At 66.4% G+C, this 23,639-nt stretch carries 26 protein-coding genes; 12 read left to right on the top strand and 14 right to left on the bottom strand.

What is annotated here, in order from left to right:
* Positions 1–20: 20 nt before the first annotated feature.
* The 4 genes from ahcY to HB681_RS24085 all read left to right on the top strand — a co-directional run bounded on the left by ahcY (position 21) and on the right by HB681_RS24085 (position 3,907).
* On the top strand, positions 21–1,460 hold the full coding sequence (gene ahcY, locus HB681_RS24100) for an adenosylhomocysteinase (RefSeq protein ID WP_213957400.1): 1,440 nt from the start codon (positions 21–23) through the stop codon (positions 1,458–1,460).
* A gap of 74 nt (positions 1,461–1,534) precedes the next feature.
* Positions 1,535–2,332: a TlyA family RNA methyltransferase gene (locus tag HB681_RS24095; RefSeq protein WP_213957399.1), complete on the top strand. Its 798-nt coding sequence runs from the start codon at positions 1,535–1,537 to the stop codon at positions 2,330–2,332.
* Between the two features lie 13 nt (positions 2,333–2,345).
* A complete protein-coding gene (gene metF / locus HB681_RS24090; RefSeq protein WP_213957398.1) occupies positions 2,346–3,179 on the top strand; it encodes a methylenetetrahydrofolate reductase [NAD(P)H] in 834 nt (277 codons plus the stop codon).
* Positions 3,176–3,907 carry a septal ring lytic transglycosylase RlpA family protein gene (locus HB681_RS24085; RefSeq protein ID WP_213957397.1) on the top strand — a complete coding sequence of 244 codons (732 nt, stop codon included), beginning with the start codon at positions 3,176–3,178 and terminating at the stop codon, positions 3,905–3,907. The genes metF and HB681_RS24085 overlap by 4 nt, the downstream gene beginning before the upstream one ends.
* Before the next feature lie 49 nt (positions 3,908–3,956).
* Here HB681_RS24085 and rlmJ read toward each other — a convergent pair whose 3' ends face one another.
* Positions 3,957–4,922, bottom strand: coding sequence for a 23S rRNA (adenine(2030)-N(6))-methyltransferase RlmJ (rlmJ, locus tag HB681_RS24080; RefSeq protein WP_213957396.1), 966 nt, complete (start codon positions 4,920–4,922; stop codon positions 3,957–3,959).
* 287 nt (positions 4,923–5,209) lie between these two features.
* On the opposite strand from rlmJ, the gene rplM reads away from it, so the two are divergent.
* The 4 genes from rplM (at position 5,210) to mdtD (ending at position 8,125) form a co-directional block, all read left to right on the top strand.
* Positions 5,210–5,641 carry a 50S ribosomal protein L13 gene (gene rplM, locus HB681_RS24075; protein ID WP_213957395.1) on the top strand — a complete coding sequence of 144 codons (432 nt, stop codon included), beginning with the start codon at positions 5,210–5,212 and terminating at the stop codon, positions 5,639–5,641.
* Positions 5,642–5,652: 11 nt separating this feature from the next.
* Positions 5,653–6,045, top strand: coding sequence for a 30S ribosomal protein S9 (gene rpsI, locus HB681_RS24070; RefSeq protein ID WP_213957394.1), 393 nt, complete (start codon positions 5,653–5,655; stop codon positions 6,043–6,045).
* A gap of 222 nt (positions 6,046–6,267) precedes the next feature.
* Positions 6,268–6,633 (top strand): iron-sulfur cluster insertion protein ErpA, encoded by a 366-nt coding sequence (gene erpA / locus HB681_RS24065; RefSeq protein ID WP_213957393.1) that lies wholly within the window; start codon positions 6,268–6,270, stop codon positions 6,631–6,633.
* Positions 6,634–6,703: 70 nt separating this feature from the next.
* Positions 6,704–8,125: a multidrug transporter subunit MdtD gene (mdtD, locus tag HB681_RS24060; RefSeq protein ID WP_213957392.1), complete on the top strand. Its 1,422-nt coding sequence runs from the start codon at positions 6,704–6,706 to the stop codon at positions 8,123–8,125.
* 34 nt (positions 8,126–8,159) lie between these two features.
* Here the strand turns inward: mdtD and HB681_RS24055 are convergent, their stop codons facing one another.
* Positions 8,160–9,287 carry an anhydro-N-acetylmuramic acid kinase gene (locus HB681_RS24055; protein ID WP_213957391.1) on the bottom strand — a complete coding sequence of 376 codons (1,128 nt, stop codon included), beginning with the start codon at positions 9,285–9,287 and terminating at the stop codon, positions 8,160–8,162.
* A 20-nt stretch (positions 9,288–9,307) separates the two neighbouring features.
* The gene (locus tag HB681_RS24050; RefSeq protein ID WP_213957390.1) at positions 9,308–10,657 is read right to left on the bottom strand and encodes a M23 family metallopeptidase; all 1,350 of its coding nucleotides are present in this window, start codon (positions 10,655–10,657) and stop codon (positions 9,308–9,310) included.
* Between the two features lie 159 nt (positions 10,658–10,816).
* Between HB681_RS24050 and tyrS the strand changes: the two genes are divergently transcribed.
* Positions 10,817–12,049, top strand: a complete 1,233-nt coding sequence (gene tyrS, locus HB681_RS24045) for a tyrosine--tRNA ligase (RefSeq protein WP_213957389.1) — start codon at positions 10,817–10,819, stop codon at positions 12,047–12,049.
* A gap of 189 nt (positions 12,050–12,238) precedes the next feature.
* Here tyrS and HB681_RS24040 read toward each other — a convergent pair whose 3' ends face one another.
* Together HB681_RS24040 and HB681_RS24035 are read right to left on the bottom strand one after the other, a co-directional pair.
* Positions 12,239–12,847 carry an OmpA family protein gene (locus HB681_RS24040; RefSeq protein WP_213957388.1) on the bottom strand — a complete coding sequence of 203 codons (609 nt, stop codon included), beginning with the start codon at positions 12,845–12,847 and terminating at the stop codon, positions 12,239–12,241.
* Positions 12,844–13,329 (bottom strand): FecR domain-containing protein, encoded by a 486-nt coding sequence (locus HB681_RS24035; RefSeq protein WP_213957387.1) that lies wholly within the window; start codon positions 13,327–13,329, stop codon positions 12,844–12,846. The genes HB681_RS24040 and HB681_RS24035 overlap by 4 nt, the downstream gene beginning before the upstream one ends.
* 161 nt (positions 13,330–13,490) lie before the next feature.
* Here HB681_RS24035 and HB681_RS24030 point away from each other — a divergent pair, with 161 nt between their 5' ends.
* Entirely contained in the window at positions 13,491–14,399 is a 909-nt protein-coding gene (locus HB681_RS24030; protein ID WP_213957470.1) for a cation diffusion facilitator family transporter, read from the top strand.
* A complete protein-coding gene (gene dtd, locus HB681_RS24025; protein ID WP_213957386.1) occupies positions 14,396–14,836 on the top strand; it encodes a D-aminoacyl-tRNA deacylase in 441 nt (146 codons plus the stop codon). Before HB681_RS24030 ends, dtd begins: the two co-directional genes overlap by 4 nt.
* Positions 14,837–14,848: 12 nt before the next feature.
* Here dtd and ybeY read toward each other — a convergent pair whose 3' ends face one another.
* Positions 14,849–15,301 (bottom strand): rRNA maturation RNase YbeY, encoded by a 453-nt coding sequence (gene ybeY / locus HB681_RS24020; protein WP_213957385.1) that lies wholly within the window; start codon positions 15,299–15,301, stop codon positions 14,849–14,851.
* Positions 15,298–16,245: a PhoH family protein gene (locus HB681_RS24015; protein ID WP_213957384.1), complete on the bottom strand. Its 948-nt coding sequence runs from the start codon at positions 16,243–16,245 to the stop codon at positions 15,298–15,300. The genes ybeY and HB681_RS24015 overlap by 4 nt, the downstream gene beginning before the upstream one ends.
* A 143-nt stretch (positions 16,246–16,388) precedes the next feature.
* On the opposite strand from HB681_RS24015, the gene ruvA reads away from it, so the two are divergent.
* Positions 16,389–16,961 carry a Holliday junction branch migration protein RuvA gene (gene ruvA / locus HB681_RS24010; protein WP_213957383.1) on the top strand — a complete coding sequence of 191 codons (573 nt, stop codon included), beginning with the start codon at positions 16,389–16,391 and terminating at the stop codon, positions 16,959–16,961.
* A gap of 90 nt (positions 16,962–17,051) precedes the next feature.
* Here the strand turns inward: ruvA and HB681_RS24005 are convergent, their stop codons facing one another.
* The 7 genes from HB681_RS24005 to HB681_RS23975 form a co-directional block, all read right to left on the bottom strand.
* The gene (locus HB681_RS24005; RefSeq protein ID WP_213957382.1) at positions 17,052–17,627 is read right to left on the bottom strand and encodes a YdeI/OmpD-associated family protein; all 576 of its coding nucleotides are present in this window, start codon (positions 17,625–17,627) and stop codon (positions 17,052–17,054) included.
* A 13-nt stretch (positions 17,628–17,640) separates the two neighbouring features.
* Entirely contained in the window at positions 17,641–18,594 is a 954-nt protein-coding gene (locus HB681_RS24000) for a phosphatidate cytidylyltransferase (RefSeq protein WP_213957381.1), read from the bottom strand.
* Between the two features lie 118 nt (positions 18,595–18,712).
* Positions 18,713–19,387, bottom strand: coding sequence for a lysophospholipid acyltransferase family protein (locus HB681_RS23995; protein ID WP_213957380.1), 675 nt, complete (start codon positions 19,385–19,387; stop codon positions 18,713–18,715).
* Positions 19,388–19,424: 37 nt separating this feature from the next.
* Positions 19,425–19,859 (bottom strand): hypothetical protein, encoded by a 435-nt coding sequence (locus HB681_RS23990; protein WP_213957379.1) that lies wholly within the window; start codon positions 19,857–19,859, stop codon positions 19,425–19,427.
* A gap of 24 nt (positions 19,860–19,883) precedes the next feature.
* Complete coding sequence (locus HB681_RS23985) at positions 19,884–21,227, bottom strand: phosphatase PAP2/dual specificity phosphatase family protein (RefSeq protein WP_213957378.1); 1,344 nt, start codon at positions 21,225–21,227, stop codon at positions 19,884–19,886.
* Positions 21,224–22,984, bottom strand: a complete 1,761-nt coding sequence (locus HB681_RS23980) for a bifunctional alpha/beta hydrolase/class I SAM-dependent methyltransferase (protein WP_213957377.1) — start codon at positions 22,982–22,984, stop codon at positions 21,224–21,226. Before HB681_RS23980 ends, HB681_RS23985 begins: the two co-directional genes overlap by 4 nt.
* A gap of 31 nt (positions 22,985–23,015) precedes the next feature.
* On the bottom strand, positions 23,016–23,636 hold the full coding sequence (locus HB681_RS23975; RefSeq protein ID WP_213957376.1) for a CDP-alcohol phosphatidyltransferase family protein: 621 nt from the start codon (positions 23,634–23,636) through the stop codon (positions 23,016–23,018).
* Between the last annotated feature and the right edge of the window lie 3 nt (positions 23,637–23,639).

Here is a 23,639-nt window from a genome sequence, read left to right as displayed (position 1 = left end):
CCAGCTTTGTTGGAGTTCACATGAGCGCAGTTCTCAAGCCCACCCCCGTTTCCACCGTTGACCAGGCCATCGCCGACCTGTCGCTTGCCGCCTGGGGCCGCAAGGAAATCCGCATCGCCGAGACCGAAATGCCCGGCCTGATGGCCATCCGCGAGGAGTTCTCGAAGGCGCAGCCGCTCAAGGGCGCGCGCATCACCGGCTCGCTGCACATGACCATCCAGACGGCCGTGCTGATCGAGACGCTGCAAGCCCTCGGCGCCGACGTGCGCTGGGCCTCGTGCAACATCTTCTCGACGCAAGACCATGCCGCCGCCGCCATCGCCGCCGCCGGCACGCCGGTGTTCGCCATCAAGGGCGAGTCGCTGAAGGACTACTGGGACTACACCCACAGCATCTTCGACTTCGGCTCCAAGGGCACGAAGGGCGAAGGCCCGAACATGATCCTCGATGACGGCGGCGATGCCACGCTGCTGATGCACCTGGGCCAGCGCGCCGAGAAGGACCAGTCCGTGCTGGCCAACCCGACCAGCGAGGAAGAACGCATCCTCTACGCCGCCATCAAGGCCAAGCTCGCCGTCGACAACACCTGGTACACCCGCAAGTCCGCCGAGATCATCGGCGTGACCGAAGAGACCACCACCGGCGTGCACCGCCTGAACGAAATGTCGGCCAAGGGCACGCTGCTGTTCCGCGCCATCAACGTGAACGACTCGGTCACCAAGAGCAAGTTCGACAACCTCTACGGCTGCCGCGAATCGCTGGTCGATGGCATCAAGCGCGCCACCGACGTGATGATCGCGGGCAAGGTCGCCTGTGTGGCTGGCTACGGCGACGTGGGCAAGGGCTCGGCGCAGGCGCTGCGTGCATTGAGCGCGCAAGTGTGGGTCACCGAGATCGACCCCATCAACGCACTGCAAGCCGCGATGGAAGGCTACAAGGTCGTGACCATGGAGTACGCCGCCGACAAGGCCGACATCTTCGTGACCACCACCGGCAACAAGGATGTCATCACGCACGACACCATGGTCAAGATGAAGGACCAGGCCATCGTCTGCAACATCGGCCACTTCGACAACGAGATCGACGTCGCGTCGATCGAGAAGTACGAGTGGGAAGAGATCAAGCCGCAGGTGGACCACATCACCTTCCCGGACGGCAAGAAGATCATCCTGCTGGCCAAGGGCCGCCTGGTGAACCTGGGCTGCGGCACGGGCCACCCGAGCTTCGTGATGTCGTCGTCGTTCGCCAACCAGACCATCGCGCAGATCGAGTTGTTCACCAAGCAGGACGCCTATCAGGCCGGCAAGGTCTACGTGCTGCCCAAGCATCTCGACGAGAAGGTTGCACGCCTGCACCTGAAGAAGGTCGGCGCGATGCTGACCGAGCTGACCGATGCACAGGCTGCCTACATCGGCGTCGACAAGAAGGGTCCGTACAAGGCGGACACCTACCGCTACTGATCGGCGAAGGATGCAAAGCCTTCGTGCTTCGCACTGCGGTGCGAGCTTGCTTGGGGCGGCCCGGCGCTTCGCTCATGCGCGCTGATCAATTGCTCGTCGAGCGCGGCATGGCCGCGTCCCGATCGCAGGCCGTGCGCCTCATCGCCGGTGGCTTGCGCTGGCGTGATGCCGGCACCACCGACGCGTGGCGCAACGTGGTGAAGAACCGCGACGACCTGCCCGAAACCGCGGAGCTCGAGCTGCTCGACGCGGCCGAATCGCGCTACGTCTCGCGCGGCGGGCTCAAGCTCGAAAGCGCCTTGCGCGTCGCGGGACTCAAGCCATCCGGCAAGCGTTGCCTCGACGTGGGTCAGTCGACGGGTGGCTTCACCGATTGCCTGCTGCAGCATGGCGCATTGCACGTGACCGGCATCGATGTCGGCCACGGGCAACTGCATGCGCGGCTGCGTGGAGATGAGCGCGTCACCGCCATCGAGAAGGTCAACGCGCGCGCCCTGACGGCCACCGACCTGATGCCCGACGACGCGGACGATGGCGCCCTGTCAGAACCGCCGCCCGAGCCATCTTTCGACATCATCGTTGGCGATTTGTCTTTCATTTCACAGACGCTGGTGCTCCCGGCCGTCGTGCAGTTCCTCACGCCTGCTGGCGATTTGCTCATGCTCGTCAAGCCGCAATTCGAATTGCAGCCCGGGCAAGTCGGCAAAGGCGGTATCGTTCGCGACCCGGCCCTTTTCGCAGTGGTCGAGCAGCGCTTGCGGGAGGCATGCGCCGCGCTGAGTCTGCGCGTGGTGAACTGGTTCGACAGCCCCATCGAGGGTGGCGACGGAAACCACGAATTTTTCTTGCACGCCGTTCGCGCAGAGCGGTGAACCGGAGTTGGCCATGCGCCTTCCATTGAGCTTTGAGTTTTTCCCGACCAAGACGCCAGAAGGCGCGGTCAAGCTGCGCGCGGTGCGCCAGCAGTTGTATGCCATGAAGCCCGAGTTCTGCTCGGTCACCTACGGTGCCGGCGGCTCGACGCATGCAGGCACCTTCAATGCCGTGCGCGAGATCCTTGCTGAGGGGGTCGACGCGGCCAGCCATTTCTCCTGCATCGGCGCCACCAACGCCACCGTGCGCGAGCAGTTGGCCGAGCTCAAGGCCATGGGTGTCAAGCGCCTGGTGGCGTTGCGTGGGGACCTGCCCAGCGGCTACGGCGCTGGCGGCGAGTTCCAGTACGCCAGCGACCTGATCGCCTTCATCCGCAACGAGACCGGCAACGATTTCCACATCGAGGTGGCTTGCTACCCAGAAGTGCATCCGCAGGCACGTTCGCCGGAAGCCGATCTCAAGGCCTTCGCAACCAAGGTGCGCGCAGGCGCCGACTCGGCCATCACGCAGTACTTCTTCAGCCCCGAGGCGTACTTCCGCTTCGTGGATGAAGTGCGCGCGCTGGGCATCGACACGCCCATCGTGCCGGGCGTGATGCCGATCATCAGCTCGACGCAACTGATGCGCTTCTCCGACGCCTGCGGCGCCGAGATTCCCCGCTGGATCCGGCTGCGCCTGCAGAGCTATGGTGACGACGTGGAATCGATCAAGTCCTTCGGCGCCGACGTGGTGGCCACGCTGTGCGAACGCCTGCGTGCAGGTGGTGCGCCGGCCATGCATTTCTATACGATGAACCAGTCGGTGGCGACCCTCGGGCTGCTGCAGCGATTGGGCTGGGGTCCATGAGTTCCTGGCGCGTCGGTTGCAGGATTGCAGCGTTGCTCGCGGCGGCATTCACCGCCGGCTGCGTTGTTCCGCCCGCCGCGCCTGGATCGGCCGATACCGAGGATGGGGCGGCTCCGGTGGCCGGCGCCGAGACACCCTCGACGTCTTCCTTTTCCTGGCCGCGCCTGCGTCCACTCTCGCGCCTGCCCGCGACACCGCCCGGGGCTGCGCCGCAGTCGGCCGTCGCGACGGTCAACTACGACATCTACAACTCGGAGTCGGTTGACGACGGCGTGCCGGGCGACAACGCCGGTCCGCGGGAGATCATCGAACGCGGCAATGCCTCGTGGTACGGCATCGAGTTCCACCTGAAGCGAACGGCGAACGGTGAGCGCTTCGACATGAGCGCCATGACCGCGGCCCACAAGACCCTGCCCTTCGGCACCAAGGTTTGCGTGCGCAGCCTGGTCAATGGCAAGGAAGTCCTGGTTCGCATCAATGACCGCGGCCCTTACGCGGCCGGTCGCATCATCGATCTCAGCCGCGCGGCGGCCGAACAGATCGGCATGATGGGCCTGGGCATCAAGCAGGTGTCCCTCTCCGTGATCGATCGCAAGGAGCAACGATGCGGCGGTGCCACGGGTGACGCCGACGGCTTCGAGCCGACGGCCTACACGCCGGCTGCGCCCACGAAGCGCAAGGCGCCCGAGGGCACGCCCAAGGCCGTCAATCCGCGCCAGCGGCGTTGATCACTGCCGTCGCCCCCCAAGGTAGGCGGCCATCCTGTCCAGGATCTTCTCAACCTCCGCTGTCGAGCGAAAACGCCGCATGCCGGTCTTGCGCGAGCAAGACCTTGAGTTGCTCCAGCGCTGGCTGCAGCCGGCCCTTGAGCGTGTAGGGCGGGTTGATGAGGAACATGCCGCTGGCCGGCAATCCCGGCCGCTTCTGGTCGCCGGTCACGGTGGTCAACACCTTGCTCGACTTGACCGTCAGTGTCGCGTGCAGCCACGACTTGCCCGCCTTCGTGGCCATGGTCTTGAGCCGGCGCGGCAGGTCGTGCGCCTCGGGCCGCGGAATGATCGGGTACCACACGGCGTAGGTGCCGGTCGCAAAGCGCTTGAGCGATTCGCCGATCAGGTCCAGTACGCGACCGTAGTCGGTCTTCATCTCGTAGCTTGGGTCGCACAGCACCAGCGCGCGGCGCGAGGGCGGCGGCAGGAACTTGGTGGCGCTGCCAAAACCGTCTTCGCGCAGCACGGCGATCTGGCGGCCGGCTTCGAGCTGCGCGATGTTGGCGTCGAGCGTGCGCGCGTCGGTGGGATGCAACTCGAACAGCTTGAGCTTGTCGTGATCGCGCAGCAGGTGATGCGTGATGAAGGGCGAGCCCGGATAGACGCGTGCGCCGCCATTGGGGTTGAACGCACGCACCAGGTCCAGGTAGGCGTGGATCGCTGGCGCCATCGGCGCATCTGGCGGCGCGGCCGGCTTGGGGGACTTCTTCGCCGCGCCCTGGGCAGGCGCCGCCAGCGCGACCGCGGCCGCAGCCTGCTTCGGCGCCAGGAGACGCAGGATGCCATCGCTCGCCTCGCCGCTGGTCCCGGCGTAGTCGCCATCGAGCCGGTAGAGGCCCGCGCCGGCATGGGTGTCGACGACGGTGAGCGCGGTGTCCTTTTCGAGCAGATGCTCCAGGGTGGCGATCAGCACCGTGTGCTTGAGCACATCGGCGTGGTTGCCGGCGTGGAATGCGTGGCGATAGCTGAACATGTCTTGTCGAGTCCCTGTCGGATGAACGGGTAAACGCCGGGCGCCCGACGCGCAGCCAGTGGGAGCTGCGAGTCGTGCGCCTGCGTTCGAGGAGCCTCCGATTTTGAGGCCTGTGCGCTGCCAAAGGCCGGATTTGCCCGAATTGGGCTTTCCTTCGTATAATGGAAGGCTTCGCAGCGCTTTTGTGGCCCCGCGGCGAAGGTATCAAACCCACCTAAGAGATTCCCGCCAGAGGAACGCCGACCGTGGAAAAGGGCCCGCCAAACCCTCTTCAAAAGAGAAAACTCATGACCAAAACGTTCAGCGCCAAGCCCGCTGACGTGACGCACGAGTGGTTTGTGATTGACGCGACCGACAAGGTCCTCGGACGAGTAGCCAGCGAAGTTGCTCTCCGTTTGCGCGGCAAACACAAGGCCATTTACACGCCTCACGTCGACACCGGTGACTTCATCGTCATCATCAACGCATCGCAACTCCGCGTGACCGGCGCCAAGCCGATCGACAAGGTGTACTACCGTCACTCGGGCTACCCGGGCGGTATCACCGCGACGAACTTCCGCGACATGCAAGCCAAGCATCCGGGCCGCGCCCTGGAAAAGGCCGTCAAGGGCATGCTGCCCAAGGGTCCGCTCGGCTACGCGATGATCAAGAAACTCAAGGTCTACGGTGGCGCAGAGCACCCGCATACCGCCCAACAGCCTAAAGCGCTGGAAATCTAAGGAGCCTTGAGATGATTGGTGAATGGAACAACGGCACCGGCCGTCGCAAATCCAGCGTCGCTCGCGTGTTCCTGAAGAAGGGCACCGGCAAGATCACGGTCAATGGCAAGGACATCCAGGCCTATTTCGGCCGCGAGACCTCGATCATGATCGCGAAGCAACCCCTGTTCTTGACGAACCATGTCGAAACCTTCGACATCATGGTCAACGTCAACGGCGGCGGCGAATCGGGCCAGGCAGGCGCCACGCGCCACGGCATCACGCGTGCGCTGATGGACTACGACGCGAGCCTCAAGCCCGTGCTGAGCCAAGCCGGCTTCGTCACGCGCGATGCCCGCGAAGTGGAACGCAAGAAGGTCGGCCTGCACTCCGCACGCCGCCGCAAGCAGTTCTCCAAACGCTAAGGCTTTGCTGCTGCGCCCCTCCATGGCGGCGTTGCAAATCCTCACCGGGCGCGAGCCCGGTACCGGTTTGCGCCTTGCCCTGGAGCGGCTCGCGACGCAAATCCTCAGCGTTTGCCAGCGAAGCATATACTTGCGATAAAGACCGCCTTCGGGCGGTTTTTTGTTGATTGCAGTAGCATGATCCCATTGGCCGGCACATCGGCCCCCCAACGGAGTTTCCCAATGAGCGCTGTCGCTGAACAAATCCAGACCGAAATGCCCGCCCCGATCGTCTTCACCGACAGCGCGGCGGCCAAGGTGGCTGACCTGATCGCCGAAGAAGGCAATCCCGACCTGAAGCTGCGCGTGTTCGTGCAGGGCGGCGGTTGCTCCGGCTTCCAGTATGGTTTCACCTTTGACGAAATCACCAACGAAGACGACACCACCATGACCAAGAACGGTGTCTCGCTGCTGATCGACGCAATGAGCTACCAGTACCTGGTCGGCGCCGAGATCGATTACAAGGAAGACCTGCAAGGCGCCCAGTTCGTGATCAAGAACCCGAACGCCACCAGTACCTGCGGCTGCGGCTCTAGCTTCTCGGCCTGATGCCCCTGCAACCGGCATCGCCCACACAGAAAAACCGCCCGAGGGCGGTTTTTTCTTGCGTGTCGTTTGAATGAGCGCCTCAAAAGTCTCCGCCCAGAAGAGCCTGCTCTGGCTGGTGGCCGTCGGTTTCTTCATGCAGACGCTGGACGCCACCATCATCAACACGGCCTTGCCGGCGATGGCGGCCAGCATGGGCGAGAGCCCGCTGCGCATGCAGTCGGTCATCGTGGCCTATGCGTTGACGATGGCGATGCTGATTCCCGCCTCCGGCTGGATCACCGATCGCTTTGGCGCGAGGCGCGTGTTTTTCGCGGCCATCGTCCTGTTCGTGCTGGGGTCGATCGGCTGCGCCATGTCGCGCGGGCTGGGGCAGCTGGTCGCGGCCCGGGTGATCCAGGGCGCCGGCGGCGCGTTTCTGCTGCCGGTCGGGCGCCTGGCCCTGCTGCGCACGGTGCCACGCAGCGAATTCGTGCAGGCGATGAGTTTCGTCGCGATTCCCGGCCTGATCGGGCCGCTGCTCGGGCCCACCTTGGGCGGCTGGCTGGTGCAGTACGCGTCCTGGCACTGGATCTTCCTGATCAACGTGCCGGTGGGGCTGGCAGGCTGCATCGCCACGCTGAAGATCATGCCGGAACTGCGCGCGACCACACTCGCGAGCTTCGACGGCGTGGGCTATACGCTCCTGGCCTTCGGGATGGTGGCGCTTTCGCTCGCGCTCGATGGCGTTTCCGAACTGGGGCTGCACCAGGTCGGCGTGCTGCTGCTGATGGTCTTCGGCTTTGCCAGCCTCGTGGCCTATTGGGCGCATGCCGCGCGCCGGCCCGATCCACTCTTTTCACCGGCCATGTTGCGGATCCCGACCTACAGCGTCGGTCTGGCCGGCAACCTGTTCTCCCGCCTGGGCAGTGGCTGCATGCCCTTCCTGGTGCCATTGCTGCTCCAGGTCTCGATGGGCTACTCGCCCCTGCAAGCAGGGCTGACGATGCTGCCGATCGCCATGGCCGGCATGGCCATGAAGCGATTCGCCGCGCCCCTTATCACGCGCCACGGCTATCGGCGCGTGCTGGTCGGCAACACGGTGCTGGTCGGTGGGTCCATGGCGACCTTCGCGCTGGCCGCGCCGGGCCAGCCCTTGGCGTTGCTGTTGCTCCAGTTGCTCGTCTTCGGCGCCGTGAACTCGCTGCAGTTCACGGCCATGAACACCGTGACCCTGCGCGACTTGCCGCCCGACACGGCCAGCAGCGGCAACAGCCTGTTTTCCATGGTGCAGATGCTCGCCATGAGCTTGGCCGTGGCAGCGTCGGGCATGGTGCTGGCGGGTTTCACCGAGCTGTTCGGCAAGAATGCACCGATCGACACGCTGCACGCGTTCCAGGCGACATTTGCGGGGATGGGCCTGGTCACGATCGCGTCGGCGCTGATCTTCTGGCATCTGCCGCCGGAAGCGAAGCTCGTCCAGCCGGAACCGCCAGAAGTCTCTGGCCAGGGCTGACGCAGCACCGCAGGCGCTACGCAGGAAAGTCCATTCAAGCCGGGTAGATCGCCCCGAGCACCCGTCCACCGCGCGCACCGGTGACGCTGGCCAGATTGCCTTGCTCGCGGCGGATGGCGGCGCGCGCCAGCCATGCGAAGGCTGCCGCTTCGACCTGCTGCGGCGGCAAGCCGCGCTCGCTCGAGGAGACGACCTCCAGGCCGGGCAGCAATGCACGCAAGCGTCCGACGAGGTGATCGTTCAGGGCACCGCCGCCGCAGATGATCAGTTCCTTGCTCTCGATGCCGTGGCGTTGAACGTCCGCCGCGCATGCGCTTGCGGTCAATTCGGCCAACGTAGCCTGGACGTCGACCGGGGCGGCGTCGCTCGCGGCGCCCAGGTGCGTGGCCAGCCAGGCGGCGTTGAACAGGTCGCGCCCGGTGCTCTTGGGCGGCGCCTTGCTGAAGTAGGGGCCGCCTATCAGGCGTGCCAGCAATTCCGGCAGGACCTCGCCGCTGGCGGCCCACTGGCCACCGCGATCGAAGGGTTCGCCAATGTGGCTCTGGCACCAGTGGTCCATCAACGCATTGCCGGGGCCGCAATCGAAGCCGAGCACGGTCTGCCGGGCGCCGCGGGTGGCCGGCAGCAGGCTGAGGTTGGCAATGCCGCCGATGTTGAGCACCGCGACCGCGTGGTCCGGGTGGGCGAACAGCGCGCGATGAAAGGCCGGAACCAGCGGTGCACCCTGGCCGCCCGCAGCCACGTCGCGACTGCGGAAGTCGGCCACCACGTCGATGCCGGTCCACTCGGCCAGTGCCGCCGGGTTGTTGATCTGCAGGGTGTAGCCGGTTTCGTCGAATTCGCCGGGACGATGCCGCACGGTCTGCCCGTGGGCGCCGATGGCGCGGACGGCGCTCGGCGGGAGGCCGGTCTCGTCCAGCAATTGCTGCACAACGGAGGCATAGAGCCTGGCCAAGCCATTGCCCGCCAGGGCGGCCCGGTGCAATTCGTTGTCGCCGTGCGGGAGGTTGAGCGCGAGAAGTTCGGCTCGCAGCGCCACCGGAAAGTGGGCCGTGGCATGGGCCCTCACGGCAATGTGACCGCCGGCGAAGTCGGCCAGCACGCCATCCACGCCATCGAGCGAGGTGCCGGACATCAAGCCGATGAAAAGATCCTCGGCCATGGCGGAAGCGGGCAGGAGAGTCAGTCGGCGCTCGCCTGCACAACGGAGAAGGCCGCCGCCAACTCGGTGCGGGTGGCTTTGGCCACACGCTCGAAAGCCTGGCGCGACGAGGCGGCGATCGGCATGCCGCCGCCCTGGTCGGCGATGGTGGTGGGGTCGGCGTAGTCGCCATTCACCCGGAATTCGAAGTGCAGGTGCGGGCCGGTGGACCAGCCGGTCATGCCGACGGCACCGATGAACTGGCTCTGGGTCACAGGCTGGCCGACCCTGACGTCGATGCGGCTCAGGTGGGCGTACACCGTGGCCTGGTGGTTGCGATGGTTGAGGATGATCATGTTGCCGTAGCCGCTCTGCACGCCCGCAAACTCGACAACGCCGTCTCCGACCGCGCGGACGCCGGTGCCGATGGGCGCCGAGAAGTCGATCCCGTGGTGCTGGCGCCAGTCATTGAAGATGGGGTGATTGCGCATCGCGAAGCCGCTGGTGATGCGCGAGTATTCCACCGGCGAACTCAGGTAGGCCTTGCGCAGGCTGTCGCCATTCGGGCGGTAGTAGCTACCTTTCTTGCCGGGTTCCTGGAACCACACAGCCTGATACAGCTTGCCGGCGCTTTCGAACTCGGCGGAAAGTACGCGGCCGCTGCGCAGCGGTTGGCCATCGGCTTCGAAGGATTCGTACACCACGGCGAACCGGTCGCCGTCGCGCAACTGGCGGATGTCGATGTCGGTGCCGAAGATGTCGGCCAACTGGCTGGCGACGCCGTCGGGAATGCGGGCTTCGCCGGTGGCGGCGAGCAGGGACGTGCGGACCACGCCGCTGGCCAGGCGCGTGCTGGAGGTCAGCGGATCGGCTTCGGTCTTCAGGGCGAAGCCGTTGGGCGTCCGGCTGATGACGACGCGCTTGAAGCCGCCGTCAGCATCGGGAATCCAGCGGGCGCTGAGCTTCTGGAGTTGGTTGTCTTGTCCGGCTTCGGCGGTGACCGTGCGGCCGGGGCGGCCGAACAGTGCCGCGCGGGCGTCCGCGTTGGCACGGATGAAGGCGGCCGCGCGCGAGTCGGCAACGCCAAGGCGCTTGAACAGCGCTTCCGCCGTGTCGCTGGAGCGGGTCAGGTCGCTGCGAAACAGCGTGAATCCGAATGCATCGAGCGCCTCGGTCTGGGCTTCGACGGGCAGCGGCGCCACCGCTTCGAGCACCTGCCGGACGGGATGGTCGCCGGAGTCGGTACCGAGTGCGGCCACGGCAAATGCACCGCCGCCGGCGCAAAGCAGCATCGCCGCAATGGCAGCGGTGATCTGCTTCGGATACGTCCGGAATGTGTGCGCCACGCGAGAAGCAAGTAGCTCCTCGGCAGCAAGAATGCCTTTGATCAAATTGAGTCAGTCCAAAATTCTGTTCAGCCAACCCGCGCTGAAAAGGCCTTGATGACGAAGGCGGCAGAGCGGTGCGGAAGGCGCGCCGCTTAGAATCCGGCGCTCGAAAGTCGGGCTGAGTATAGCTTCGGCAGTACTCAAGACAGCCGTAAAAATCCAATGAATGCCAATTCTGTTACATCCACAAGTCTGTCCAAAGGTGTAGGACAGGCGCTTGAAGTGTCCCTGCGCGGCGCTGACGAGCTCTTGCCGCAGGACGAGTGGATCCGCAAGCTCCAGCGTTCCGAAGCGACCGGCCAGCCGCTGCGCATCAAGCTCGGCCTCGATCCGACCGCCCCCGACATCCACATCGGCCATACCGTCGTGCTGAACAAGATGCGCCAGTTGCAGGATCTCGGGCACACCGTGATCTTCCTGATCGGCGACTTCACGACGACCATCGGCGACCCCTCCGGCCGCAACAGCACGCGCCCGCCGCTGACACGCGAACAGATCGAGGCCAACGCGCAAACCTATTACCGCCAAGCCAGCATGGTGCTGGACCCGGACAGGACCGAGATTCGCTACAACTCCGAATGGAGCGACCCGCTGGGCGCCCGCGGCATGATCCAGTTGGCGGCCAAGTACACCGTGGCCCGGATGATGGAGCGCGACGATTTCAACAAGCGCTTCAAGGCCGGCCAGTCGATCTCGGTGCATGAATTCCTGTATCCGCTGATGCAGGGCTACGACTCGGTGGCGCTCAAGTCCGACCTGGAACTCGGTGGCACCGACCAGAAGTTCAACCTGCTGGTCGGGCGTCACCTGCAGCAGGAATACGGGCAAGAGCCGCAGTGCATACTCACCATGCCTTTGCTGGAAGGGCTTGACGGCGTCGAGAAGATGTCCAAGAGCAAGAACAACTACATTGGTATCAGCGAAGACGCTTCGACGATGTACGCCAAGGTGCTGTCGATTTCTGACGTGCTGATGTGGCGCTGGTACACGCTCCTGAGCTTCAGGTCGCTTGCGGAAATCGAGGCGCTGAAGGCCGAGGTCGAGGCCGGGCGGAACCCGAAGGACGCCAAGGTGGCGTTGGCCAAGGAGATCACCGCCCGGTTTCACAGCGCCGCCGCTGCCGATGCGGCCGAGCAGGATTTCAACAATCGCAGCAAGGGCGGCATCCCAGACGAGATCCCGCAGCGGACGGTGACAGGCGCGCCGATCGGCATCGCCCAATTGCTGAAGCAGGCCGGGCTGGTGGAATCGAACGGCGAGGGCAATCGCATGATCGATGGCGGCGGGGTCCGCGTCGATTCGACCGTGATCAGTGACAAGGGCCTGAAGCTGCCCGCTGGCAACTATGTGCTGCAGGTGGGCAAGCGGAAGTTCGCGCGGGTCCTGCTGAGTTGAGCGCGCCCGGCCAGGAGGCCGGGTCGACTGGCGAAGGCGCACCGACCCGAGAGGCCCGCAGGACCGGGCGGTGCCCGGCCCCGCCCCCGCGGGCGATTGAGTCGAGATGGCGAAGCCACATCGACTCAAGAGCGGCGACCGCCGCAGGCCGCGGGGCCTGCCCACGGCCGGGGTCTGCGAGGACAGCCCTTAGCGAACGACGACCGTCACGCGCCGGTTGCGCGGTTCGTCCACGTCGGGGCCGGTTTGCACGGCCAGGTCGCGCGAGCCGCGGCCTGCAGCCTCGACACGGTTTGGCGGGAATCCGCGCGCGATGAGCATGTCGCGCACCTGCGATGCGCGCTGGAGCGATAGCGTGTCGTTCTGGGCGGCCGCGCCGGTGGTGTCGGTGTGGCCGGTGACCACGATGTCGCCACCGCTGCGGGCGACCGCGGCAACCAGCAGGTCCTGCAAGTCCTGCTGCGACGCCGCCGCCAGCGCGGTGCCGCCCGCCTCGAAGTAGAGGGTGTAGCGCTGGGCCTTGGGCGGCGCCATGTCGAACAGCGTGCCGTTGGCCTTGCGGACTTTCGCCGGGTCGGCCTGGTCGACCACGGGAGGGCCGCTGGCGCTCAGTGGCGCCTCGGCACGTTCAAAGGGCTTGCCCAATACTTTCTCGCCACCCTTCGACGCCACGACCACGGCCGAGGGCGTGCCGTCTTCCTGGGGCAGCAGCACGACGCGGGTTCCCGGCGTGGAGCAGGCGGCGAGCAAGAGCGCGCAGCAGGCGGCAAGGCAAAGACTAATTCGACCTTGGATCATTGGGGCTCCACCTCGACGATGAAGTCGGTGCCCCGGATGCCGATGGTCGCGGTCTGGGTTTCGATGCGAACCGCATCGGGATGCGACTTGCCGATCAGGCCGGTGATCATTCGAAGCGAGCCGCGCAGCAGCGCAACCAGTACGTTGCCATCCTGCGTGGTCGATTCGTAGCTGAAGCCCTTGAGATCGAGCCGCGATGACGGGCCGATCACGAGCACGGTTCCATCGCGCAGGACCACGCTGGCGCCGGAGTCAGGCCCGGTGACCACGCGCTCGACGGGCGACACCTCATCGCCGGTGCGGGCGGCGCGCATCACGCCATTGGCGTCGAGCAGCTTGACGTCGCCGCGCAAGTTCTTGACAAAGCCGGCATGTGTGGGTGTGGCGGGCGTTGGCGCGGCGGGCGTGGCCGGCGTCTGTGCCGAGGCGGTGGCCGTTGCACAAACCAGTGCGAACAAGGCCAAGCCAGTTCTTATATTCATGAAATACCCCCTTCTCTCTGTTCAGCGAGCTTCTATATCCGTCGATGGTACGCGACCTTGGGGCGGTCTGTCGCCGGACATAATCAACGCCTCGAGGCCTCGTTTCGCTTCCCGTGCCCTCCAACGACTCCCATTTCCCCGCAACTTCCGCGTCCGCGCCGCTGAGCCCGGCGGCGTGGCTGCGCTGGTCGATCGCAGTGGCTTTGCTCACCATCGTCCTCAAGGGGCTGGCTGGCTACCTCACGAATTCGATGGGCCTGATCTCGGATGCGATGGAGTCGTTCGTGAACCTGGCGAGCGCGATGTTTGCGCTGGCGATGGTGACCATTGCAGTACGTCCGGCGGATGCGGATCATCCTTATGGCCATCACAAGGCCGAGTACTTCTCCTCCGGATTCGAAGGCGTGCTGATCGTCGGCGCGGCGCTGGCGATCCTCTGGGTCTCGGTGCAACGACTGCTGGCGCCGCAGCCGGTCGAGCAAGTTGGCTGGGGCCTGGGGCTGTCGATCGTCAGCTCGGGGTTCAACGGGGCCTTGGCCTGGGCCTTGTTCCGGGCGGCGCGGGCGCACCGCTCCGTCGCGCTCGACGCCGACGCCCGGCATCTGCTGGCGGATGTGTGGACCTCGGCTGCCGTGGTGATCGGCATCGTGGCCGTGCATTTCACCGGCTGGCTTTGGCTCGACCCGCTGCTGGCGATCGGCGTGGCGCTCAACATCGTGCGGGAGGGGGTGAGGCTCGTCTGGCGTTCCTCTCAGGGCCTGATGGACGAGGCGCTCGATGCCGATTCGCAGGCCGCGTTGATGGCCACGCTCGATCGTTTCAAGGCCACGGCGCCCGAGGGTGCGCAGCTGCGCTTCGACGACATCGTGACGCGCGGAGCGGCCCAGCGCCGCTTTGCCGATCTCCACATGCATGTGCCTGGCGACTGGTCGCTGCAGCGTGCGGCGGACCTGCGCGATGGGCTTGAGCAGGCGCTCATGGACGCGGTGCCCGGGCTGCGCGTGACGATCCAGCTGTTGCCGCTCGGCATGGAAGCGCGGACCACGAGGGTCGAGGAATCCGCTGGATGAAGGCCTTGCTGCAGCGAGTGCGCGAGGCGCGGGTCGACATCGCCGGACAGACCGTGGGACGGATCGACGGCGGCCTGCTCGTGCTGGTCTGCGCCGAGCGTGGCGATGGCGATGCGGTGGCGGATCGCTTGCTGGCCAAGATACTGAAGCTGCGCATCTTTTCCGACGAGGCCGGCAAGATGAATCGCAGCGTGCAGGACGTGGGCGGCGGCCTGCTCATCGTCAGCCAGTTCACGCTGGCGGCCGATGTGAGCGGCGGGAACCGGCCGAGCTTCACGCAGGCGGCGCCGCCGGACGAGGGGAAGCGCCTGTACGACTACTTCGTGGCGAAGGCGCGGGCGGGACATCCGCAGGTCGCGACGGGTGAGTTTGGCGCCGACATGCAGGTGCACCTGGTCAATGACGGGCCGGTGACGATTCCGCTGCAGATGGCGTAGTGGGTCAGCGCTTCAGTATGGGTTCTTGACGCCGAGGCCGGCGAGGATCTCGATCTCCCGCGCTTCCATCTCCTCGGCGTCCTGCTCGCCGGTTTCGTGGTCCCAGCCCTGCGCGTGCAGGGTGCCGTGCACCAGCAAGTGCGCGTAGTGCGCGGCGAGGGTCTTGCGTTGCTCCTTCGCCTCGCGGGCGACCACCGGGGCGCACAGCACCAGATCGGCCATGACGAGCGGGCTCTGCGCGTAGTCGAAGGTCAGCACGTTGGTCGCATAGTCCTTGCCGCGGAACTCGCGGTTCAGGCGCTGGCCTTCGTCGGCGTCGACGATGCGCACCGTGAGTTCGCCTTCGCAGTCGAGCGCGTGGCGGATCCAGCGCGTGACACTGTGGCGCGGCAAGGCGGCGCGATGCCGCTCCACGCCCTTGAAGCGGCCAAACTGCAAGGACAACGAAAGTGCAGGAAGGCTCATCGCGGGTCGGCGCGCTTGCGCTGGTTGTCGTAGGCGTCGACGATGCGCGCCACCAGCGGATGCCGCACCACGTCGGCCGAGGTGAAACGCGTGATCGCGATGCCCTTGACGCGGCGGAGCACCCGCTCCGCATCGATCAACCCGCTGAGCTGGTGCTTGGGGAGGTCGATCTGGCTCACGTCGCCGGTGACCACGGCCTTGGCGCCGAAGCCGATGCGGGTGAGGAACATCTTCATCTGCTCCTGCGTGGTGTTCTGCGCCTCGTCGAGGATCACGAAGGCGTTGTTGAGGGTGCGGCCGCGCATGAAGGCCAGCGGCGCGATCTCGAGGGCGTTGCGTTCGAAGGCCTTCTGCACCTTGTCGTAACCCATGAGGTCGTAAAGCGCGTCGTAGAGCGGGCGCAGGTAGGGGTCGACCTTTTGCGACAGGTCGCCGGGCAGGAAGCCGAGCCGCTCCCCGGCCTCCACCGCCGGCCGCGTGAGGACGATGCGCTGCACGGCGCTGCGCTCCAGCGCGTCGACGGCGCAGGCCACGGCGAGGTAGGTCTTGCCGGTCCCGGCAGGGCCGATGCCGAAGGTGATGTCGTGGGCCGCGATGTTCTCCAGGTAGGTCGCCTGCGTCGGGGTGCGGGCGCGCAGGTCGGCCCGGCGCGTGACGAGCATCGGGCCGGGCTCGCCGTCTTCCGTCATCCCTGAATCGCTGGCGAGCGTGAGCTGGACCACGGCCGGGTCGATGGCGCGGTCGGCGATCTCGTAGAGCGCCTGCAGCACGTCCATGGCCTGCTCGGCCTGGACCTTGGACCCTTCGACCTTGAACTGCTCGTGGCGGTGCGCGACCTTCACGTCGAGCGCTTCCTCGATGCGGCGCAGGTGCTCGTCGAGCGGGCCGCAGAGATGGCTCAGGCGGGTGTTGTTCAGCGGCTTGAAGGTATGACGAATGATCAAAGGGATAATTCCGATCCACTTTCAAATCAGGCCGATACTTTGTCGCGCCGCCTTGCCGTGCTGGAGCACTGTCTGCGGCGGCGCTTCGCGTCTCGGCCTGATTTGAAAGTGGATCTTTTGAAAAGGCACGAAGAAGGGCTCCGATGATAGGCAAGTTGACCGGCACGCTGGCCGAACGCAATCCACCGCAGGTGGTGGTGGACTGCAACGGCGTGGGCTACGAAGTCGATGTGCCGATGAGCACGTTCTACAACCTGCCGCAGACCGGCGCGCGGGTGTCGCTGCTGACGCACTTCGTGGTGCGCGAGGATGCGCAGATCCTTTACGGCTTCGGCACGCCGGAAGAGCGCATGGCGTTCCGGCAATTGATCAAGATCTCGGGCATTGGGCCGCGCATGGCGCTGGGCGTGTTGTCGGGCTTGAGCGTGGCGGAACTGGCGCAGGTTGTGACGCTGCAGGACACGGGCCGCCTGGTCAAGATTCCAGGCATCGGCAAGAAGACGGCGGAGCGCCTGCTGCTCGAACTCAAGGGCAAGCTGGGCGCCGACATCGCGCTGCCCGCGCACGCGGCCAGCGACTCGCAGGCCGACATCCTGCAGGCGCTGGTGGCGCTGGGCTACAGCGACAAGGAGGCAGCGGCATCGCTCAAGGCCTTGCCGAAGGATGTCGGCGTGAGCGAGGGCATCAAGCTGGCGCTGCGGGCGCTGGCGAAGTAGCTTGTCCGCACCGGAAGTGCGAATCGTTCTGCTGCGGCTGTGCTGCTCGACCTGAGCTCGGCGCCCTCGCTACGAAATCTTCACGCTTCCTCACGGGTGCAACTTCTCGCCGCGAGCCAGCATCGCCACGAATTGCGCGACGCGCTTCGCCCGTGTTTCCGGTTTCTTCGCGGTCTGCGTACGGAACAGTACGGCGTAGCGATTGGTTGAATCGAGCGTGGCGAAAAAGTCCGCGGCGCGCGGTTCGGCCTCGAGCGCGGCTTGCAGGTCGGCGGGCACCGTCGATGTGCGGGCACCGTCGTAGGCCGCGTCCCATCGGCCGTCCGACTTCGCGCGGTCGATCTCGGCCAGGCCGGCGGGCTGCATGCGGCCTGCCCGCAACAGCTTCATGGCCTTGTCGCAATTGATCTTCGACCAGATGCTGCGCGACGACCGGGGCGTGAAGCGCTTGAGCCAATAGTGGTCGCCCTCGGACTGGCTGCGAGCGTCGATCCAGCCCTGGCACAGCGCGATGTCGAGCGCTTCGGCGTAGCTGAGGGTCTGGCGTTCGGCACCTTTCTTTGCGAGCCGCAGCCACGCGCCCGTCGACCTGGCATGGTTGCGCTGCAGCCAGGCCGCCCACTTCGCGGCGGTTGCGCATTCGAGGATGGGCTCTTCGGCGCGCACGGCGGGTCCAGCTTCAGGGCACCCACCAGTACCGCAGCACGTGGAAATAGATCGGCGCCGCGAAGATCACCGAATCGAGCCGGTCGAGCATGCCGCCGTGGCCTTCGATCATGGTGCCCCAGTCCTTGACGCCGCGGTCGCGTTTGATGGCCGACATGACGAGCCCGCCGAAGAAGCCCATCAGGCAGATCGTGAGCGCCATCAGCGCGGCCTGCCAGGGAGTGAATGGCGTGGCCCATGAAAGCGCAGCGCCCAGGGCGGTGGCGCTGGCCACGCCGCCGATCAGGCCTTCCCAGGTCTTGGAGGGCGACAACTCGGGCGCGACCTTTCGCTTGCCGAAGAGCTTGCCCCACACGTACTGCAGCACGTCGCTGCCCTGCACCACGATCACGAGGAAGGCGATCAGCAACAGGTTGCGGTCTTCGAAGCCCGGTATCGGCAGGGTGAGCAAGGCCGGCACGTGGCTGATGCAGAACACGCACACCATCAGGCCCCACTGGATCTTCGAGGTGCGTTCCAGGAAACGCCGCGTGTCGCCGCCCATCGCCGCGAGGATGGGCAGCACGAGGAATGCATAGACGGGGATGAAGATCTCGTACAGGCCGTACCAGTCGATCCAGATCAGGAAATACTGCACCGGCAGCGCCACGAAGAAGGCGAGTGCGATCGCATGGTGGTCGCCGCGTCGCGTGTAGGCCAGGCTGATGAACTCGCGCAAAGCGTAGAACGAGATCAGATAGAACAGCACGATCACGCCGCCCTTGCCGAAGGCGAAGGCCACGCCGATGACCGCGACCATGACCCACCACGCGTTGACACGCGAGTTCAGGTTGTCGATGACGGCATTGGGCTGCCCCTTGGCCACGCGCCACTTGAGCAGCGCACCGATGGCCGAGGCCACGATCAGGACGCAGGCCACGCCGCCGAAGAGGGTCAGCGTGGTCTGGGTGGAGGACGCGGTGTTCATTCGAAAGCCTTCGCGGTGCGCGCCGGAGTACGAGGCCGGGCGGCACCCCCTGCGATCCCGCGATCCATGCCAGTGCCTGCCGGATCGAAATCTCTCAAGAGGGTTGACACCGGACGTCTCATGCCGCCGCCTCTTCCCGGTCGTACTCCGGCCGCAGGTCCAGCATCGCGGCTCGTGCGCGCGCGATGAAGCTGTTCTTGTCCTCACCCTCGACGAGCGCGATCGGCGTGCCGTAGCGCACCGTGCAGGCCAGCGGAATCGGGACCAGCGTGCCCTTGGGCAGCACGCGTTTCAGGTTCTCGATCCACACCGGGACCAGCCGCACGTTGGGGCAGGCGCGCGCCAGGTGGTAGAGGCCGCTCTTGAGTGGCAACAGCACGTCGTCGCCCATGTTGCGCGTGCCTTCGGGGAACATGATGAGCGAGTCGCCGGCGTGCAGGGCATCGGCCATCTGCTGCACCGGATTGCTGCCGTCGGCGGAGCCATCGCGCTTGATCATCAGCGCGTTGAAGACCTGTTCGCCGACGAAGCGGCGACCGTTCGATGCGAGCCAGTAATCCTGCCCCGCCACCGGGCGCGTGATGGCGCGCAAGTCGGGCGGCAGCGTGGCCCAGAGCAGCACGAAGTCGCCATGGCTGGTGTGATTGGCGAAGTAGAGCGTCTGCTCGGCCTTGGGCGTGGCGCCGCTCCAGATGGCGCGCACGCCGGTGAGCAGCCTGGCGATGCCGACGATCAGCCACGCCGCGACGGCGGCCGCGAACTTGCGGCCTTCCCTTTGCACGGATGCGTTCATGTATCCCTCTCCCTTTGGTTCGTTGTCTTCTTGTGGTTCATTGCATGTCCTGCGTCAGCAAGGCCAGGAGGAACATCGCGGCTTGGCAGGCGACGGTGATGCCGTGCCGCTGCAGCAACTGGCGCGTGCCGAACACACGCTCGGCCAGCGCGCGCGAAGCATCGGGCAACTGGCGCACGCCGATGCGCCCCAATGCGCTGTCGAGTGCGCTCAGCGATGCGATGTTGCCGCGCGCGAGCCCCTCGAACAGGCCGGCGTCGAGCCGTAGCCGCAGTGCGAGGTAGCGCTCGAGCACGCCGATGATCGCGACGGCGCCAAAGCCCATGCAGGAGGTGAGCGAGAGCGAGCGTGCCGTGAGGGCGAGCACGCCGAGCGCAATGCCGCTCAGCGCCAGGCCGAGCGCCGCAATGCCGCCGGCAGCATGCAGCAGGCTCGCCGTGGTGGCGCAGAGGGCGCGGTCGTTGTCGTTCATCTCACGACGGTTCCGGATCGGGGGTCAAGCGTCATGCGTGTCGTTCTCGCTGATGGCCTGCGCAAGCGCGGTGCGCCAAGCCGGGCGCAGCACGATCTGCGGGCGCGTTTGTCGCACCAGTTCCTCCGCGTCGGCCAGCGCCTGCGCCACCTTGGCATCGCGCGCATGCGCGGCGATCCAGCCGACCAGGGACGCGGCGCTGCGCGAGAAGCCCAGCGCGCAGCAGATCCAGACCGTTCCGCCCGCGCGATGCTGGGCTTCGATGATGAGTGCGGCGCGGCGCAAGTGCTCGGGGGAGGGCACGACCAGGTCGAGCATCGGCAGGCAGTGCGCGCCGGCGCCGGAAGGCAACTGCAATTCGGCGCTGAGGCTGACCATGCGCGGCTTTCCGGCGGCCAGCCATTCCACGAAATCGGGAATGCGCCCGAGCCAGAGGCCCGGCAGGACTTCGGAAGAAGCCCGCATCCTGCGCGTCCAGATCATGGCGTTGAGCCCCGCCCCGGCGCGGTAGGGCAACAGCAGCCAGCGCGCTGCCCATGCCATGTGCCCCCGCGCGTTCATCTGGAACCCGCGTGCGCCGAAGCCGAGGTAGTTGAGTGCCACAAGCGCCAGCGAGGCGGCGGGCCAGCCGAGCCACAACGCACCGCCGCCGAGTAGCAAGGCAGCGGCCAGGCATGAGGCTGCGCCGATGGCGTAGATCGCGGCCAGCTTCCATCGTTGCGGGTCGCGTGCGAGGATCCACGCGCGTGGCATGGAGGGCACGCGTTCCAGCGGCCACAGCCAGACGCAGAACAGTCCCAGCAGGGCGCCCGTGGGAATGTCGATGAAGTGGTGTTGCCAGGTGGTCAGCACCGAGGCGCAGATGGCGAAGGTCCACAGGTGCAGCACCCCTCGCGCCCAGGAATTCTTCAACAGGCGCTGGTACCAGTCCCAGAGGATGACGGCCAGCGCGATGTGCAGCGACGGTGCCTGGTTGAAGGGCTTGTCGAAGCCGCGCAGCGCATCGAACAGGTAGGCCGGCGCGCCCTCGACCGGGGGCTGGCCGAAGCTGAATTGCAGCGGCCACAGCACGAAGCAGGTGACGGCAATGACGGTGGCGGTCAGCAGCCGCAGTGCATGCCGGTCGACCACATGCTTGCTGCGCCCGAAGAAGAGCGACAGCGCGTAGAAGACGTTGATGGTCCAGTACGGGAAGATCGTCCAGGGCCAGAACGGGATCTGCCGCTCCCATTCGAAAGCCGCAGTCGGCACATGGGTGCGTGTGGTGGCCCACCAGTTGGCGAAGCCGTAGGCGGCATAGAACAGCGGCCCGAGCAGCACGAGCCACGCCGCGGCGCGTTTCCAGGGGCGCGCGGCGTTGCGGCTCATGGCCCGGTCCGGACCGCCAGCGAGACGGTGAAGATGCCCCATTCGTCGACCCGCTGCGTGATCTTGCGGAAGCCGGCGGCCTCGACGAGCTGGTCCATCTCGGCCTGCGTGCGGCGGCGCATCACCCAGGCCTGGCCCTGGCGGTGGCTGGTGAGTGCCCGCGCGATCATCTCGAGCTGCGGATGCCACGGCTGGCCGGTGTAGACGAGGTAGCCGCCGTCTTCCACCGCATCGCCGACGCCGGCCAGCGAGCGGCAGACCATCTCGTTGTCGGGGAACAGCTCGTACAGGCCCGACACCACGGCCAGCGTCGGGCGTGGCGTGACGCTGGCCAGGCTCAGGCGGTCGAACGCATCGGCCTGCACGAACTGCGCGATGTCCTGAAGTCCCTTCTCGGCAATGAGCGCGCGGCCGTCCCGCACATTGATGTCGCTGTAGTCGCGCAGCAGGACCGAGGCGACCTTGACCGGGCTCGCCGCCACCGCGTCCAGCACATAGCGGCCGTGGCCGGCGGCGATGTCCATGAGCCGCACGTCGCGATGCTTCGCGGCCAGGCGCTCCATGGCCTCGCGCAGCAGTTCCTCGACGTGGATCTTGCGCTGGCGGATGCCGCGCCAGCCGATGGACTGCAGGTAGGTCTTGTCGATGTTGCGGCCGAGCGGTCCCTTGCCCTGGGGCGTGTTGCGGTAGACGTAATCCAGCGTGCTGCCGGAATCGAAGCCCGTCTGGTGGCCGAGCGCGACGCCGCTCGACAGCGTGCCGCCCAGGCGCAGGCCGGCGCGCGTCAGCGCCCAGTACGCGCCACGCGGCGACATCGGGGACAGGGGCTGGGCCAGCGCGCGCGATTCGTCGGCGGTGTCGCCGCGCAGGTGAGCGTCCTGGCGGTCGACGCGCATCGGCGGCTGGTCGAACAACTGCAGCACGAAGGCGCGGATGGCGGCGACAGCCGGTGCGCGGTCTTTCTCGCCGAGCGTGTCGTGGAAGAAGCCGGGCAGTTCCATCTTCGTCTTGGTGGCGCTGCCGAGGCGCTTGAAGAATTCATGCTGCGGCTTGTGGTGCACCACCCAGTCGGCGCCGGAGATCAACAGTTGCACCGGCTGCGTGATCGCGTTGGCATCGGCCACGATGCGGTCGGCCGCTTCGTAGAGGCCGAGCAGGATGTTCACTGCGATGGGGCGGGAGATCAGCGGGTCTGCTTCGTAGCTGGCGATGCGTTCCGGGTCGTGCGTGAGGAACCTGGCCTTGACGTAGCTGTTGACGAAGAACAGGCCGCGCAGCTTGTGCATCAGGCCCAGCCCGGCGCGCGCGAAGGGCACGTACAACTTGACCTTGAAGGCCGGCGAGGCGAGCGTGAGGCCGCGCACCCTGGGCGCGTAGTCGTGCGCCCAGGTGGCGACCAGCACGGCGCCCACGCTTTGCGCGATCACATGGATGTCTTGCGGCGGCACGCCGTAGGCCTGGCCGATGTGGTCGATGAAGGTCTGCACATCGCGCACCGAGGTGGCGAAGCTGGGGCTGTAGCCCCGCTGTCCAGGCGACTTGCCGTAGCCGCGCGCGTCCCAGGCGTAGAAGTCGAATTCGGGCAGGTCGAGTTCATCGACCAGATGCGCCATGCGGGCGCCATGTTCATGGCCGCGGTGGAACAGGACGATGGCCCCGCGGCGCACTGTGCCGGTGGCCGGCCAGCGACGGTAGAAAAGGGAGACGCCATCGTGCGTCGCGAAGTGCTGCTCCTGGGCAGCGCGTGGGGTGGTCATCTTGTTGTGCTGGAGCGGGCGGGCCGGATTCTCATGGTTTTGCTTGCGGTGAGGCGGGCTCGGCCAGTGCACGGCGGACGCGATTCGCGATGGTCCACGCGACGCCCGCGGCAAGCAAGGGCATAAGCCACGACAACGGCTGGGGCATGGGCCAGCCGAGCGCCACGTAGAGGCCCAGCACACCAAAGACGAAGGCCCGGTCGCTCTTGCCCAGCGGGCCGTCGTAGCGGCGCGAGGCACCGACCGTCGGGCCGAGCGCGCCGGCGAATTCGCTCAGGCCTGCGAGCACGATCACCGTGCCGACCCAGAACGGGCTGAACGGCGCGACGAGCGCGAAGGGCAGGTACAGCGCCGCGTCGGAGATCACGTCGGTCAGTTCGTTGAGGAAGGCGCCGAGCCGGGATTGCTGGTTGTGCTCGCGCGCCAGCATGCCGTCGATGGCGTTGAAGGCCATGCGGATCAGCATCCACATCGGCACCAGCGCGAACGCGGCTGCGGCAGGTCGCGCGAAAAAAAGCCAGAGTCCCAGCGCGACGGAGATGGCGCAAGCGATCAGCGTGACCTGGTTGGCCGTGGCGCCCGATGCGCGCAGGCGTACCACCAGCGGGCGCAGCAGGGCCTGAAAACGCGGTTTCAGTTCATAGATCGACACGCA

Source organism: Variovorax sp. dw_954 (genome assembly GCF_018449755.1).
Classification (GTDB): domain Bacteria; phylum Pseudomonadota; class Gammaproteobacteria; order Burkholderiales; family Burkholderiaceae_C; genus Variovorax.
This window is presented reverse-complemented; position numbering and strand designations above follow the sequence as displayed.